The sequence below is a fragment of the Myxococcales bacterium genome, assembly GCA_022563535.1.
GTDB lineage: Bacteria > Myxococcota_A > UBA9160 > UBA9160 > UBA4427 > DUBZ01.
In genome coordinates, this window is record JADFNE010000051.1 from 1 (window position 1) to 15,051 (window position 15,051).

Annotated in this window: 13 protein-coding genes and 1 pseudogene; 6 read left to right on the plus strand and 8 right to left on the minus strand. The window is 59.3% G+C overall.

Features of this window, described 5'->3' with window-relative positions; translation table 11 throughout:
- The first annotated feature begins 101 nt into the window (after positions 1–101).
- Positions 102–434: a hypothetical protein gene (locus IH881_14735; GenBank protein MCH7868950.1), complete on the plus strand. Its 333-nt coding sequence runs from the start codon at positions 102–104 to the stop codon at positions 432–434.
- 126 nt (positions 435–560) lie between these two features.
- Here the strand turns inward: IH881_14735 and IH881_14740 are convergent, their stop codons facing one another.
- Positions 561–1,277 carry a class I SAM-dependent methyltransferase gene (locus IH881_14740; GenBank protein ID MCH7868951.1) on the minus strand — a complete coding sequence of 239 codons (717 nt, stop codon included), beginning with the start codon at positions 1,275–1,277 and terminating at the stop codon, positions 561–563.
- 107 nt (positions 1,278–1,384) lie between these two features.
- On the opposite strand from IH881_14740, the gene nudC reads away from it, so the two are divergent.
- Positions 1,385–2,218: an NAD(+) diphosphatase gene (nudC, locus tag IH881_14745; GenBank protein MCH7868952.1), complete on the plus strand. Its 834-nt coding sequence runs from the start codon at positions 1,385–1,387 to the stop codon at positions 2,216–2,218.
- 11 nt (positions 2,219–2,229) lie between these two features.
- On the opposite strand, the gene IH881_14750 is transcribed toward nudC, so the two are convergent.
- The 5 genes and pseudogenes from IH881_14750 to IH881_14770 all read right to left on the minus strand — a co-directional run bounded on the left by IH881_14750 (position 2,230) and on the right by IH881_14770 (position 7,939).
- Positions 2,230–3,207, minus strand: a complete 978-nt coding sequence (locus tag IH881_14750; protein MCH7868953.1) for an NADPH:quinone oxidoreductase family protein — start codon at positions 3,205–3,207, stop codon at positions 2,230–2,232.
- A gap of 48 nt (positions 3,208–3,255) precedes the next feature.
- Positions 3,256–5,526, minus strand: a complete 2,271-nt coding sequence (locus IH881_14755; GenBank protein MCH7868954.1) for a glycosyltransferase family 39 protein — start codon at positions 5,524–5,526, stop codon at positions 3,256–3,258.
- Between the two features lie 8 nt (positions 5,527–5,534).
- Complete coding sequence (gene lysS, locus IH881_14760; protein ID MCH7868955.1) at positions 5,535–7,244, minus strand: lysine--tRNA ligase; 1,710 nt, start codon at positions 7,242–7,244, stop codon at positions 5,535–5,537.
- 19 nt (positions 7,245–7,263) lie between these two features.
- A complete protein-coding gene (locus IH881_14765) occupies positions 7,264–7,758 on the minus strand; it encodes a carbonic anhydrase (GenBank protein MCH7868956.1) in 495 nt (164 codons plus the stop codon).
- Between the two features lie 91 nt (positions 7,759–7,849).
- A pseudogene (locus tag IH881_14770) lies at positions 7,850–7,939 on the minus strand (DUF899 family protein).
- 66 nt (positions 7,940–8,005) lie between these two features.
- Between IH881_14770 and IH881_14775 the strand changes: the two are divergent.
- The 4 genes from IH881_14775 (at position 8,006) to IH881_14790 (ending at position 12,842) form a co-directional block, all read left to right on the plus strand.
- The gene (locus IH881_14775) at positions 8,006–8,434 is read left to right on the plus strand and encodes a VOC family protein (GenBank protein ID MCH7868957.1); all 429 of its coding nucleotides are present in this window, start codon (positions 8,006–8,008) and stop codon (positions 8,432–8,434) included.
- Between the two features lie 508 nt (positions 8,435–8,942).
- The gene (locus IH881_14780) at positions 8,943–9,767 is read left to right on the plus strand and encodes a flagellin FliC (GenBank protein MCH7868958.1); all 825 of its coding nucleotides are present in this window, start codon (positions 8,943–8,945) and stop codon (positions 9,765–9,767) included.
- Positions 9,768–9,954: 187 nt separating this feature from the next.
- Positions 9,955–11,676, plus strand: coding sequence for a glycosyltransferase family 39 protein (locus tag IH881_14785; protein ID MCH7868959.1), 1,722 nt, complete (start codon positions 9,955–9,957; stop codon positions 11,674–11,676).
- Positions 11,677–11,717: 41 nt separating this feature from the next.
- On the plus strand, positions 11,718–12,842 hold the full coding sequence (locus IH881_14790; GenBank protein ID MCH7868960.1) for a hypothetical protein: 1,125 nt from the start codon (positions 11,718–11,720) through the stop codon (positions 12,840–12,842).
- A 44-nt stretch (positions 12,843–12,886) separates the two neighbouring features.
- Here the strand turns inward: IH881_14790 and IH881_14795 are convergent, their stop codons facing one another.
- Positions 12,887–14,122 (minus strand): phytanoyl-CoA dioxygenase family protein, encoded by a 1,236-nt coding sequence (locus IH881_14795; protein MCH7868961.1) that lies wholly within the window; start codon positions 14,120–14,122, stop codon positions 12,887–12,889.
- Between the two features lie 23 nt (positions 14,123–14,145).
- The gene (locus IH881_14800) at positions 14,146–14,910 is read right to left on the minus strand and encodes a class I SAM-dependent methyltransferase (GenBank protein ID MCH7868962.1); all 765 of its coding nucleotides are present in this window, start codon (positions 14,908–14,910) and stop codon (positions 14,146–14,148) included.
- Positions 14,911–15,051: the final 141 nt, after the last annotated feature.

Below are 15,051 nucleotides of genomic sequence, written 5' to 3' on the forward strand. Positions count from 1 at the left end.
ATTCCATCCAGCACAACCATCTTCACATGATCGTCGAGGCAGATTCCCAAGATGCACTATCAAGGGGCATGAAGTCGATTGCTGCTCGTTTTGCGAAGGCGGTGAATCGTGTCTTTAAGCGCACCGGGAAGGTGATTGCAGGCCGGTATCACGTTCAGCTTCTCACGTCGCCCCAACAGGTGCGCAACGCGCTTCGTTATGTGCTTCTCAATATTCGGAAGCACTTCAAGCAGCGGAACGGCCATGCGCCGCCGGTGAATATTGACGAAGCCTCGTCGGGCAGTCAGTTCGACGGATGGCGCACAAACTCCAAGAGCTTGCGCGTGAAGGCATTCACCCAGGAAGATGTCGGTGTTGCCAAGGCAGCAAGCTGGCTTCTCAGCAAAGGCTGGCGCAGACGCGGCCTAATCAACCTCTCCGCAATACCGGGCTAATAACTCTCCCCCACCCAGCGCTCTCGCCGCTGCCCAACCCGTCCGCACTACCAAACCGGCCCTTTTCCCTAACCGCCCAACGGGCAACCAAGCCGGGTAGAAGGCCCCCCCATCCAATGATCAGACCTACCGGCGCACGAAGCGCAGGATGTAGTTGTCCGTGAGGCCTTCGATTTTGATTTCTTCTTTGAAGCTGAATCCGGCTGCTTCGATCTCTTTGCGAAACACATCCTTTCCTGCTCGCACGTGATTCATGATGAAGTTGCTGGTCTCGCCCGGGATTCGTTCGAAGTCGATGATCACGAGGCTTCCGCCCCAGCGCAGCACGTAGGCGAGATTTCTCAACATGTCCTCGGGGTATTCGAAGTGATGGTAGACATCGCAGAGGAACGCGAGGTCGATCGAACTTTCGGCCAGACCCGTGGAGCGCTCCGTATTTTCCACCACTTCGATTTGGTCGAGATCTGCCTGAGAAAACCGATCCTGCATGTGTTCGATGAACTTGGGAGAGATTTCGAGCGCCCAGACCAGACCGTTGTGGCCGACGGCTCGGGCGAACAACTCGCTGAAGAGCCCCGTTCCCGCACCGATGTCAGCGACACGCTGCTTGTCCCGGAGCTTCAAGGCCGCCACGATTTCCTTTCGGTGTGCGTAGATCTGCCTCGACTCGCCTTCGAAACGCTTCCTCCACTCGGCGATCTCGAGTGTTTCCGAGAGGAACTTGTCGTTGATACCGGGATTGACGCTGTTGTTTTGAGCGGTGGCCTGCAGCAAAGGCAGCGAGATCAACACAATCTGCAAAGCCAATAGAGCGAATCGATGGTGTGCGAGATTTCGAATCATCGGCGCAGCATAGCGGAAAGCAAATGTTGCAGGTGCCCCCGTTCTGATTGTTCATCCCCGCAAAACGCGAACCGTCGGGTGGATCCCGGATTGCTAAGCTCCGGGCCATGCCTTCTGGTTATCCGCTCTCATTTGTACCCGGTCACATGGCTCCCGAAGATCCGGGTGAAGCCCCGCTCTGCTTTGCATTTCGCAACCGCGACCTGCTCGTGATGGAAGACGGAGCACTGCCCCCGGTAGCATTGATCGACGAGCATGGTATCGAAGCCGTGCGCCGGCAGTACCTCGGTAGCCTCAACGGCACGCACTGCTATTCGCTCGAACTCGCCCCCGACATCGCTCCGCCCCCGGGCATGGACTTCCGCAATCTGCGCATGTTGTTTGGCAGCCTCGACCCGGCATGTCACGCGGTGGCGGGGCGGGCGGTTCAAATCGTCGAATGGGATCGCACGCATCAGTTCTGCGGGTCCTGTGGCCAGAAGACCGTGCTGGCAGATATCGACCGTTCGCGCTCGTGTCCCGATTGTGCAGTTCCCATGTACCCCCGCCTGTCGCCGGCGATGATCGTGGCCGTCGAACGGGGCGACCAGGTCTTGCTGGGTCGGTCACCGCACTTTCCACCGGGTATCTACAGTTGCCTGGCTGGCTTCGTAGAGCCGGGGGAAAGCGCAGAAGAGGCCGTGATTCGAGAGGTCTATGAAGAGACGCGCATTGTCTGCGACAACGTGCGCTACTTCAACAGCCAGGCCTGGCCGTTTCCAAATTCCCTGATGCTGGGCTTCACGGCGCAATATGTGGGAGGCGAGATCGATACCCGCGGCGATGAACTCGAAGACGCCCGATGGTGCGCCGCCGACGATATGCCGAATATTTTTCCGGGCAACGTCAGCATCTCCCAATGGTTGCTGGCGGATTTTCTGGAGCGCAATCAAGGCGGCTGATTGAGACCCTGCTATGAGATCGTGAGCACGATCTTCCCATGTGTTTTGCGATTCCCGAGTGCAGCCAATGCATCGGCTGCCCGCGAGAGTGGGTAGCTCTTCGAAATGACGGGCTTGATGCTCCCCTCCTCGTACAACTTCATGAGCGAGCGAAAACAGCTCGCGATTTGTTCGGGGGCGTGCTTCGTCATTGGGCCGAAGTGAACTCCGACCAGCGAAATGTGCTTGAGAAGAATTCGGTTGACTTTCACCAGCGGGATCTCCCCTCCCGCAAAACCGACGATCACGAGACGTCCTTCCCATGCGATGCAACGCGTGCAGCCGTCGAAGATGTCTCCGCCTACATTTTCGATCACAACATTGGCGCCTTGCCCCTGAGTCTCCTGGCGAACCCGCTCAACCCAGTCATCCTTGCGATAGTCGATCGCGATGTCCGCCCCGACACCGCGCACGATCTCGAGCTTCTCGCTCCCCCCCGCCAGGGCGATGACCCTCGCGCCCAACGCTTTCGCGATCTGGATCGTCGCAGTCCCAATGCCACCCGCCGCGGCGGTGACGAGGACGGTTTCCCCGGCCGCGAGCATTCCGCGGGGAACGAGTGCGAGATAACTCGTGCCATAGACAATCGGCATCGCAGCAGCGTGCTCGAAGGACATGTCGTCGGGGATGGGGAACGTGGCTTCCGAGTTGGCGTTTACGCGTTCGGCAAAGCCACCGTGTCCGACAAAGGCCATGACGCGGTCACCGACGCTAAAGCCCGTGACCCCCTCTCCTATTTCACAGACAACGCCAGCGACTTCACCTCCGGGAATGAAGGGAAACTCCGGTTTGACCTGATACTTGCCCCGTACAATCAACGTATCGGCGAAGTTGCAGCCGATGGCCTTCACTTCAATCGCGAGTTTCCCCGCTTCGATCTCGGGGGTCTCGATCTCGGATACCGAGAGATCCATCGGTTCCATCAACTCACGAACGACGACAGCCTTCATCGCGAAAACTCCATTCCCGTTGAATTCGAGCCGAGAGCTTACTGGAGTTCAGTCAGAAAAGTTCTGGCCATTTGTATTCGAAGGAGTGCCCACGACGACCTTCAGACCGTCGCGTACGTCGACCTCGCTTACCTGAATTCGCGAGAGATGGTCGCCCACGAGAACGCGGTACGGTCCGGTCGCGTGGATGGGAGTTTCACTCGCCGTCGAATAGGGGATCCGCAGTCGTGCGATGCCATCGTCGCCCGTTTCTCCGTTGACGAGATAGACGAAGCGGCGGCCGCTGGGTGCCTCAATGGTGAGCGAAGCGCTGATGCGAGTCTGGGGTGCCGCTTCGATTTCGAGCAGGGCGCCCTTCACAATTTCGAACAGCTTGTACGCAACGCCACTGCCGTCGGCGAGAGATTCGGTCTTCTGACCATAGAGCAGTCCGAAACCCGCGCGTCCAGGAGACGATTCGGTTACCAGCCGAAAATGTTCCAGCCGTGGGCCATGGTCGTCCTGGCGCCCGTCGCGCTGATGCAGCCGCCCGGAAATGGTGTCGATGCTGTCGGTGTTCGCCGTAACGACGTAGCGCCCCCGCAGAAGACTGGCGATCGCGATGGCCTTGGGTTCTTCTTTGGCGCGAAAGAACGCCAGCGACCTGGCCCAGTTCTCGGGCCCAATGTATGACCACATGGGATCGGTCGCGGTGGCGCGGCGCGCATAGTAGTGGAGCACATGCCCGAGGTTCGCGTGGGCGATGATTCCGTATTCGGGATTTCGGCGGTGATTCAGAAAGCCGTCTGTATCTGGCGTGGCAGCCCGCACCTTGCGGGCAAAGTGCGCGACGTTCTTCGAGATGAGATCCATCCCCGCGGCGGGGTTCGCGGCCTTGCCCGTGAGTGCGGCCAAGCCGCTTTGAAGTCGCGGGATTTCGTAGCTGCGCAATACCGACGAAAAGAGTCCGAGGGCCAGCAATCCACTGATCACCGCCGCCGCAAGCCGCGCTCTTTGCGACTCGATGCCAATCTTGCGAAGGGCTGCGCGTGACAACTCCACCAGGCCGATCGCAAAGGCCACTGCAGCGGCGGGTGCGAGGTCGTTGCCGTAGCGCCGTTGTGCGATGGCCAGGATCACAAAGCCCGCGGTCCAACCGGTGAGTACCCAGGCAGCAGGTCTATGCTGCGGTTCGCGGACGAACAGCGGGAAGGCGAACGGCGCCAGGGGCAGCAGGTAGGCGAAGTACGCCCACGGTTGTTGGGGAGAATGGACGGGGTCTCGGCCAAAGATCGCAAACAGCGGCAACTGTTCGAGGGTCGCGAGCCCGGCGCCGTCCTGCATGGTGAGAAACTGGAACGCGGGCAAGAGACCGGATCGCGTCGCTGGAATCAACAAGAGAGCTGCGACGAAGATCAGACTCGCAGCTCCCATTGCAGAGATGCGCAGGGCAACGCCGCTTTCGGGTCGATGTCTGTTCAATGCCCAATGGCAGAAAGCCACAAAACTCACACCCACCATGACGAGCACGTGGAGCCGCGAGAGGGAAATCGACGAGTAGGCGCCTCCGATCGGTATCGGCAAAACCTCAACGACAATGGGGCTGAGAACGAGCGCCGTGAGCATCGCGCTCATCACGCAGGCTTTGGTGATGGCCTTGCTTCGAGTGATGGCCGCGATCAGGAGGATCGTGGCTTCGAAGAACGCAATGTATAGAAGGTTGCCATGCCAGATGAGAAACATCGCGAGTCGGACAAGCGCCATCAAGGGAGCGAGAAACAGAATCTTCTTGTCGGAGAGATCGGGTCTCGCGAGATGCGTACACAGCAGGAGCATGCAGGCGCCGACCAGCACAACGGCTGTATGGTGGTCGGGGTTCCCCACCCGTCCGTATTTTACGCAGATGGGAAAGAGCGAGAAGAGCAGACCGGCAAACAGCCCAACCCCCGTGCTGGTGACTCTTCGTGCTATGAAATAAATGGGGATGACCGTGAGGGCGCCAAAAACGCTCGAGGCCCAGGCCGCCACCTTCTCGAACCCCGCTTGATCTGCGGCAAACAGTCTTGCTGTGCCGCCCACCAGGAAATCGAACAGGGGGGGCCAGGGTACATTTACGCCGCCGGGAAAATTCAGGTAGGGGTCGCGCAAGAGCGCGGCGGGAAAGTTTACAAAGGTGTAGAACGCCCGTCGCATGTGATACGTGGCGTCGGCGGGGGCAAAGACGACGCCTTCGTCGGTGAAGACGTGTTCGAACCCGAGCGCACGCACGCCAAGGGCAAACGCGAAGACCCCAAAGAGCGCGAGGGCCTCGCGGTGGCTGCGGGAACTAGCGGCCGGCATGCCCGGGTTCAAGCATTCTGACCGAGTCCTCCGCGCAGCAGGGGCAGCGCGCGATCCGTCCCCATGGTGGTAACGAGGGTCGAAAGCTTGGGTCCTTTGTGTCGATCGAGGATCAGATCGTACGCGTAGGGGAAGAAGGTCCTGGGCTCGAGGCTCGTACCGTCGCAAATTTTCTTCAAGTGTTCGATCAACTCGGCTTCCTGAATGTTCGGGTTGCCTTCGAGCACTGCGACCAGTCGGCCGATGACCTCGGTGGGGTCGGCTTCGAGATTGCGGACGACCGGATCTTTGCGGATGCGGTAGCGGAAGTCGTCGGGTGCGTACTGCTCGATCCAGTTCCACACACATCGCGCGCGCACGGCGAAGCGTTCGCGACCGGCGGAGTCGTTGATCTCACCGCGCGCTTCGTAGTACGCGAGGCTGCGTTCCATGTCTCCGTCGTAGATCTGGAGAATCATCGAGAGCCCGCGGAAGGGCGGCACGAAGGGGACCGGATCTCCGCCCTCGATGCGGTGGTGATCGAGACTCGCAAGTTGCAGCGTGCGCCGCGACATGGCTCGCTTGCGATCTTTCTTGCCGCCGTCATCGGCTTGATGGGCTGTGCGGACACTGCGGTCGTAGTCTTCGTAGAGTTTGATGACGTCCAGATCGAAGGAGATTTGAAATTCAGCGCTGGGGCGCGCGACGGCGAAAATCCAGCGCAACAGTTCTGGTTCGTAGATTTCCAGGCAGTCGGAAACGGTGAGGGCACCCCCTGCTGAACTCGAGATCTTTCCGCTCTCGCCCTTGATGCGGACAAAGTCGTAGGCCACGTACTCGGGTGCCCAACCGTCGTAGACTTCGGCCACGATCTCCCGGGCCGTATCGAAACTCCCGCCCGCGGAAGAGTGATCCTTGCCCCCCGGCTCAAAACTGACGGCCTCGTGACGCCATCGCATGGGCCAGTCGACGCGCCAGGGGAGCTTGAGGTTTCCGCCTTTGCGCAGATCGACGCGGCTGACTTCTCTGCAGGTCCTGCAGCTGACTTCGACGCTCCATTCTCCGTCCCAGTCGAAGTCCAATTCGTCCCGCCCGCATGCGTCGCAAAATCCGGCGAGTGGCAACCAGTCTTCGGCCAGGGGTTGGGTGCGGTGCTGGTTGAGTATGCGGCGAATCTTGTCTCGACCTTCGAGGGCGCGGCGGATGCCTTCGGCGTAATCCCCCGCGCGGTAGCGTCTGGACTGGCGAATGAACTCGGGCTCGATCGCGAGCGGCGTGATGCTCGCCTCGAAGACTGCGATGTGGTGAGCGGCGTAGCTTTCTTCCTGGCCGTATGGATCGGGGACGTCGGCCACACTGCGGCGCAGATTCTCTTCGAGCATCGCCTGCTCGGGCATGCCTGCGGGTACCTTGCGGAACACGTCGAAGTCGTCCCATGAATAGATGAACCGCACCTGTTTGCCGGCGTCGCGCAGGGCGCGGGCGACCAGGTCCACGGTGATGACTTCGCGGAAGTTCCCGACGTGGACCGTGCCCGATGGCGTAATACCCGCGGCGACGACGATTCGGTCGAGATCCGGGTGCTTCTGCACCGTAGCCCGGGCAGCGTGGTCCGCCCAGTGGGAAAAGTATTCGTCGTGTGTTGGTGCACCACCCGCCATGGCACCGAGTTCAGCACAGACCGAGGCGATCAGCCAGGTTTCGTTACCGGCGCTCTTGACCTTGGCTGACCTTGGCAATTTCTGCCGGTGGGGACAACTATACGACCTCTCGCAGCCGGTGGCTTTTGATGTCGAGCACGAAGCCGCGCACGTTGTCTTTGTTCACGACCGCTGGGCTCTCTCTGATCTTGCGCATGTCGCTGCGAACGTTTTCATCCAGGTCGCTGAATGTTCCCAATGAAATCGTCATCTCGGTCCCGGTGGCGGCCACGAACATCGCTCGCAGCTCGTCTTCCCGGTAGCGAATCAGTGCGCAGTCCGTGTGCTTGATCAGCATGATTTCATGGGTGCCGTGGATGATCTGGGACACCGCTAGCGATCGGATGACATCGTCGGTCACCATTGCGCCGGCGTTGCGCATGACGTGAAGGTCGCCTTCGTGCAAACCCAACACGCGTCCAATGTCGATTCTTGCGTCCAGGCAGGTCAGGACGGCGACCGGAAGCGTGGGGCGTGCCTCCAGGGGTTTTGGATCGTGGCGCGATGCCACGTAATCGCAATTTCTCTTCAGCAGATCATCGGTGGCGCTCACGTTGTACTCCAGCAGTCAGTTTCCGGTCCGCGAGCGTATCACTGTCAAATCCCGGGTGCCGCCCGAACCTGAGCGCCCCACAGAACGCCCGTTACGACGAATACTCGAGCGCCGGATACCAGCTCTCCCCCCGTCCCTCCGGCGTCAGGTCGAGCACATTCCAGAGCGGCCACATCATGTCGCTGTGGCTACGATCCACGCATTGGGGATCCACAACGCGGACCCAGTTGTGATTGGGGAGAAGCCAGTGCGGGTTGAGCGGTTAGATCACATTCATATCTATTCTGAAGATCCCGAAGCATCGGCTCGCTTTTATATCGACCACTTCGAAGCCAGAGAAGTAGAGCGCAACACCAACCGCAATGGCGACCTGCGTGTCTTCCTGGCATTGGGTCAGCAGATTCTGGTGCTGGGCTCCTTCCCACAGGGCATGGGCCCCAAAGCTCCTCCGGATCCCGGCGACGGTGCCTACGTGCACGGCTTCGGTGTGTCGCACTTTGGCTTGCGGGTGCAGGATGTAGACGCAGCGGTCGCAGAGCTTCTGGCGGCCGAGGTCAAGATCTTCGCCGAGCCTCTTCAAGAAGATGCTGGACTCAAGTACGCATACATCGCAGCGCCCGACGGGGTCGTGATCGAGCTCACCCAATACGAGATTCCTGCGAAGAAAGAGTCCTGACGGCGTCCATCTCATTTGCGATTGCGGCCGGAACCAGGCGAAAAGCGACCTGTTGCAAATTTATTTTTTGAACCTGCGATCAAAGTTGCCTGGGCGATTCGTTTCTAGTCGCTAGATCTCGCGCGTGGTCATGGGTTGCGTGAAAAACGATCCGTTGTCAAAACAAATAAATAGATTGTGTGAATGAAAAAACCATTCAATTTGATTCGATATTCGCTGTTCAGCTTGAAATCGAAGTTGCAATGCGCGATGCCGACCTGCGAGAAGCAATCTCAAAAGTGCGGGAAACTCCACTCGTGTTGCGCATCAACTTCCCAACCGTGAAGTGCACCTGCACTGCGGTTATGGGAAACGTTCCATCATCTCCACCTTGGCATCTCGCTTGCAGTAGTGAGTCCCAGAGATCGAAGTCTACACGGGCGCAGCACCATGCCCGGGTGTGTCTTGGGATCTACGTCTACCACGGATTGGTAGATCGGCGAACCGTCAAGGAGGAGATAGACTCGCCATGGGACTACGCGTAAATACCAACATTGCTTCAATTAATGCTCAACGTAACCTAGTCAACACAACCGATCGTCTCGCGAAGTCATTGCAGCGTTTGTCATCCGGCCTTCGGATCACTCGCGCTTCTGATGATGCAGCGGGCCTCGCGATTTCAGAGAACTTCCGAGCTGAAGTCAGAAGCCTCGGTCAAGCGCAACGAAATGCAAATGATGCCATTTCGCTGTTGCAGATCGCTGAAGGTGCACTCAATGAAACGAGTGGCATCTTGATTCGTATGCGAGAGCTGGCCATCCAGGCTGCGAATGGAACCCTCGGATCGGCCGAGCGAACGACAATCAACAACGAGTTCCAGGACCTTGCGTCCGAGATCACGCGAATTGCGGCTGTGACGCAATTCAACGGGCAACTGGTGCTCAATGGAGATTCTGCGATTACGTTCCAGATCGGTACGGAAAATACGAGTAGTGATCGTATCTCCGTAAGCAGCGTCAACGCATCAGCGTCTTCGATTGGCATCACGGCAACTACGAACGTCTCGAGTGCAAGTACAGCTCAAACCGCGCTCGATACCTTGGACAGTGCGATCAGCACGGTCGCGAGCCTGCGTGCCACCTTCGGTACGGTGCAGAACCGCTTGGAGTCGACGATTCGATCTCTCGCGGTCGCGATCGAAAACACGGCTGCAGCCGAATCACGGATCCGCGACGTGGACTTCGCGAGTGAAACCGCGGAACTCACCCGGAACCAGGTGCTGCAACAGGCTGGTATTTCGGTCTTGGGTCAGGCAAACGTCTCGACGCAATCGGCCTTGTCGCTACTGCAGTAAGTTCGAGCAGGGTTTCTCTGAAATCCGAAACCATTGGCCCCCGAATCTGGCTTACGCCGGATTCGGGGGTTCTTTTGTTTACTACGCGGCCCCCAATGACTTCAAGCCCGGTCTCGACGACGTTCTAGTCTGGCCTAGCATTGTTCCCCTACTCGGGACAGAACACTAGGGTGATTGGATTGAGTTCGTGCGACCGTTGACCCAGGGGGAGGATCGCAGCCGGTCGATCGCCTGGTTGGACGCCAGCCTTGTTTTCTTCATCGCACTCGCCGTGCGCTTCATCTTTGTCTCTGAACTCCGAGACCACTCCTACGCCGGGAACTTCCGTGTTTCCGACGCCCAAACCTACTTTCAGCTCGCGCAACAGATGGTCGCCGGTACCGCGCCCTTCGAACCCTATTGGCAGGCGCCGCTCTACCCGGTCTTGCTCGCGGGTTTCCAGTCGATCTTTGGCGATGGGTTGCACGCTGTGCAGTGGCTCCACATGGCGATTGGCGCCCTGAACTGCGTTCTGCTGTTCAGACTCAGCGAAGTGATGTTCGGTGCGCGCACGGCGCAGGTGGCCGCTGCCATCGCGATTTTCTACGGCCCGTTTCTATTGTTCGACGTGCAGCCGTTGCCCGCGAATCTCACGATGATGCTGGATCTCCTGCTGGTTTCGTCGTATTTGCGCTTCCGCGAGAGCAATAGCTTGGGATGGCTCGCAGCAGCGGGGCTGCTCCTCGGTGCCGCGATCGTGACCCATGGTCTGGCGATCTTTACGCTGCCCGTCTTCCTCTACGACCTCGTATCGCGTCGCTCAGAGGGACATGAGGCTGCGAGAAGAGCCGGGTTGTGTATTTGCCTGTTCGTCGCGGCGACCTTGCTCGCACCGGGGGCGGTGAGCGTCCGCAATTCCCTTGCGGCCGGCACTCCGGTTTTCGTCTCCTACAACGCCGGGATCAATCTCTACGTCGGCAACCATCACGATCTCGAACAGACCCTCGGCCGGCGCGGCGGCTACGAATGGGGAGAGTTGTTTCGCGACCCCTACACGAGCGGCGCAAAGAAGCCCGCTGCCATGAATCGCTTTTTTGTCGGCCTGGCGATCGATGAATGGCTCGAGCATCCCGGCGCGATGTTCATCACCCTGGGCAAAAAGATTTTGCTGGTCTTCAGTGGCGCAGAGCCGAAGCGTAATTTCCCCATTTACCCGCTGCGCGAGAGTTCCTGGGTCTTGAGCGCGCTGCTCTGGGAGTTCGACATCGGGGGCTTCACGCTCTTTGCTTTCCCGGCGGGACTGTTCATTCCTCTCGCGGCCCTGGGCTTCTGGTCTGTGCGCAGAGGCGACATCGATACTCGCGTTTCCCGCGAACGCGCGTCGCTAGTGGGATGGGTCGCTATCCTGCACGTGATCGGAATGTTGGTGTTCTTTCCGACGGCTCGGTATCGCCTCCCGGCGCTGATCCTTTTGCTTCCGTTTGCTGCGGCGCTGATCGTCGCGGTGTTTGAACGACTGGGTCGCGGTACGTCGCCGGGCGGGAGTATGCGGGCTCGATTTGGAGCGGGGACGTTTCTGGCTTGCCTGCTGTTCGTACTGGCCAACCCGATCGCGAGCAACGTGTTCCGGCATCCAGTGAAAGACAGGGCAGAACATCACTTCTTCAATGCGCGCTGGGCGGAGGAGAGGATTCGTTTACATCGAGAGGTTTTTCGCGAGGCTTATATGCTCGCCCAGGTCGACGAAGCGATGCGGATTGATCCGGAGTACCCCGAGCCCTACCAACTTTTGGCCGTGTACTATGTAGTGCGAGACATCGACCGTTCACTCGTCCACTTTGCCAGGCTCAACGAGTTGGTACCCAACGACCAGACGGTATTGGAACAGATTCGAGCGGCCATCGCGATTCGCGACCAGCAGCAACGCTGAGAAGAGAGAAGAGAGAAATAAAGAAGAGAGGAGAGAGCCCAATGCCCCTGAGCCCGATGGACGAGTTCATGGCCCATCAGACGTGCGAAACCTTCGACCACGTCTTTACCAGCGATCGAAATTTTTACGATCGCTACTACTTCAACATGCACCCCAGCAGCGATGAACTCTTCATGATCGCCGGGATGGGCCAGTACCCAAATCTCGGAACCATCGATGCATTCGTTTCGATTTCTCATGGAGACACGATCTACGTCGTACGCGCGTCTCGGGAACTGAACGGCGATCGTTTGAATACCCAGGTCGGCCCCCTCGGTGTCGAGGTGCTCGAGGGGCTCAAGCAGGTTCGCGTATGGTGCGAGCCCAACGAGCACGGCATCAGCTTTGATCTGGTTTTTGATGGAACGGTGCCCGCAGTAGAGGAACCCAAGACGTTCCAGCGGCTTCCCCACGGTCGGGTTTCGATGAACACATCGCGCTACTCCCAGGTGGGTACCTGGACGGGCACGCTCGAAGTGGCGGGCATGAAGTACGACGTGACCCCAGATCGCTGGCACGGTGCGCGGGATCATTCTTGGGGCATTCGTCCCATCGGTGAGCCCGAACCCCCGGGCATCCGTGCAAGCCAGGCCGCTGCGGGCTTCGGTTTCTTCCACACCTGGATTCCCCTCCAACTCGACGACTGTCTATTGAAGCTGTTCGCGGAAGCGGACAAGGACGGCAAGCGCATGGTCGAGGAGTCGGTCAGGGTTGGGAGTTTCGCGTCGGGCGGTGCGATCGAAGAAATGGGGCCTCCGAAGTTCAACTACAAGTACAAGTCCGGAACCCGCGAGCTCGAACACGCCACGATCGAGTTCACCGATCCCTCGGGCAAGCACATCGAGGTTCGGGCCACACCTCTGCGCACGGTTTATCTGGCGGCCGGTTCGGGGTACATCCCCCAACCCGATTGGGCGCACGGTATGTATCAAGGCCCGCTCAAGGTCGAGGGGAAGACCTACGACGTGAGTACGGCAGAGGCGCGCGCCGCCCTGGGTCCTCTCTATGAGGTGTTGTGCAAATTTGAATTGAGCACTGGCGAGGTCAGCTACGGGCTGCTCGAATGTCTTTGTGTGGGAATCTATCATCCATTTGGGTTTGATTCTCCGGGGGCGATGGCGCCGTAGGGGGTTGTTCGTGGGACGCCGATTCTGGCTCGAGCCGGTGCGTTCTACCGATCGCTCTCTTTCTTCGTCGACAGCCGGTCGGTCACCTTTGAAAGGTGTTCGATCTGTCCATCTTCGCTCTGGTGCATGACGCTGTTGTAGCCACCCTTTGCCTCGGGCATGTGGCTGCCGGGTTTTGAATAACCGGTGACGGCACTGATGCGATAGCTCGCGCGATCGTTGGCTTCGGGGGTGGGGGCCGCGTGCATCGTGTCGCCATAGTGGAGCGAAACATCCCCGGGTGCGGCCGCGATGCCGATTCCCCGAGGAGCGCGGGGGTCGTTGGCGTCGACGTAGGGAACGGATCCGGACCACGAACCCGGCAGCATTCGCAGATCCCCCGATTCGGGGCAGGATTGGGTCAGGAACAGCGATGCGATCAACACCGGGCAAACTTCTGCATGCCCCCCCATGCCGCAATCGCGATGCCAAGGAAGATCCGACAATCCCTCGGTCATGACGGGACGCTTGAAGATCAGACTCACTTCTTCTTCTTGGTTGCCGCGAATTCGAGGAACCAAGGTTTCGTCTGCGAGCTCCACCAGTTTCAGCATGCGGGGATCGTGAGGAATGGATGCGAGCCGAGGTTTTGCCCCGGCCCGATTGACGCGACACAGGATTTCCTCACCGGCGGCGTTCTTTCCCCACCAGGAAAGCTGGTCGCCTTTGACGGCTTCGGTTTGCAGGACGGCGGCTTCTTCGAGGAAGCCCTCGACCTCGCTGGCGTCGAATACGTTGCGCACCACCAGGAACCCCGCCGTGCGCAGAAAATGAGCCATCTCTTCGCGATCGTCATCGATCTGGAAGCTCTTGCTCGCATCGAGCGGGTCCCCTGCGCGGTCGAGCAAGATGTCTTCGGGGTTCCAGACCGGGCGGCCGTTGTACATCGCGCGCAATACCGGTTCCCAACCCACGAACTTGATCGCGTTTCCGCGCAAACACTTGACTTTGCCGCCATAGAGCAGGCCCGGCGCAGTCATCGTCTCTCGCACCATGCGCGACCAGTTCTCTTGCGACAACTCGATCACGACCTCTGCGGTTTCGTCACCGGGCGCGATCTCGATCGAGTCTTCGGATCGCGAATACGTATAGGCCCCGCCATCGACGCGAAACGCCAAGGAACCGCGGTGCAGCGCGGCGGCGGCGAGGCGGCCATTGCCCGAAGCCAACAGCTCGGGCAGTTCGCTGCGGTGAAATTTGTCGAAATCAATTGCTTCAAGTGAATCGGTGGATGAACTCATGACTGGCCTCCGCAACGCAGAGGTTACGTCCAAGACTGGGTTGGCGCACGGGAACAGACGTAGAGGATGTGGGGGTAGGGCAGGATGTCGTTGATCGTGTGGCGTTTGACCGAGAAGCCGAGCCCTTCCACCAGCGCGCTCAACTCAGCCGGGTCCCAGTAGTGAATCGGTTCGCTGCCGACCATCAGCCGGTCGAGGGCGAGGGTGAAGAGCTTTTTGTAGTAGGGCTTGTTGGATACGTCTTTTAGTAGCAATACCCCGCCCGGGGCAACCAGCTGCGAAACGCGAGCGAGAAAATCTGCCACCTCGTGCTTGGGGAGATGGTGGATGAGATCGAGCATGAAGATGGCATCGAATTGTGCAGCACCCTCCCCGGAAGCCTTCCAGTCGAGAACGTTGGAATGGGTGTAATGCACGTTGGTGACGCCCAGACGCGCTGCGCACTGGGTCGCGGCCTCGATGCGGTCGGCATCGAGATCGACGCCAGTGATCTTGCGGGTGGGCGCGTCCAGCGCAAAGTACAGGGAAAACAGACCAAAGCCGCATCCCAGGTCGAGGATCCGACCGTTGCGCGGCAAGTACTGTCCGATCTCCTGAAGAAATGTCTGGCGGAGGATCAGGAAACGGATGCGGGCATAGAGCCGGACGATGAAACTGTTTTGATTGGCAATGATGCGCGCGACCGCGGGGCGCTCGCCGCCGGCGATCGTTCCGGTCGCGGCCGCCCGAGGCGCATCTTGCTCGAGGCCATCCTTTGCCGTTGCGTCTGATTTGGTTTGTTCTTGCAAGTCGAAGTCCCGGATTGGGTGCGGTGACCGCAGCCGAAAGGTTCTGTTCGAGAACATCATACCATTTCCGTACTCGTGACTTGTCTTTCCATTTGCTGTTGGTGTCGCACCCCGTCGCAGAATTGCAGTAACCATGGTAGA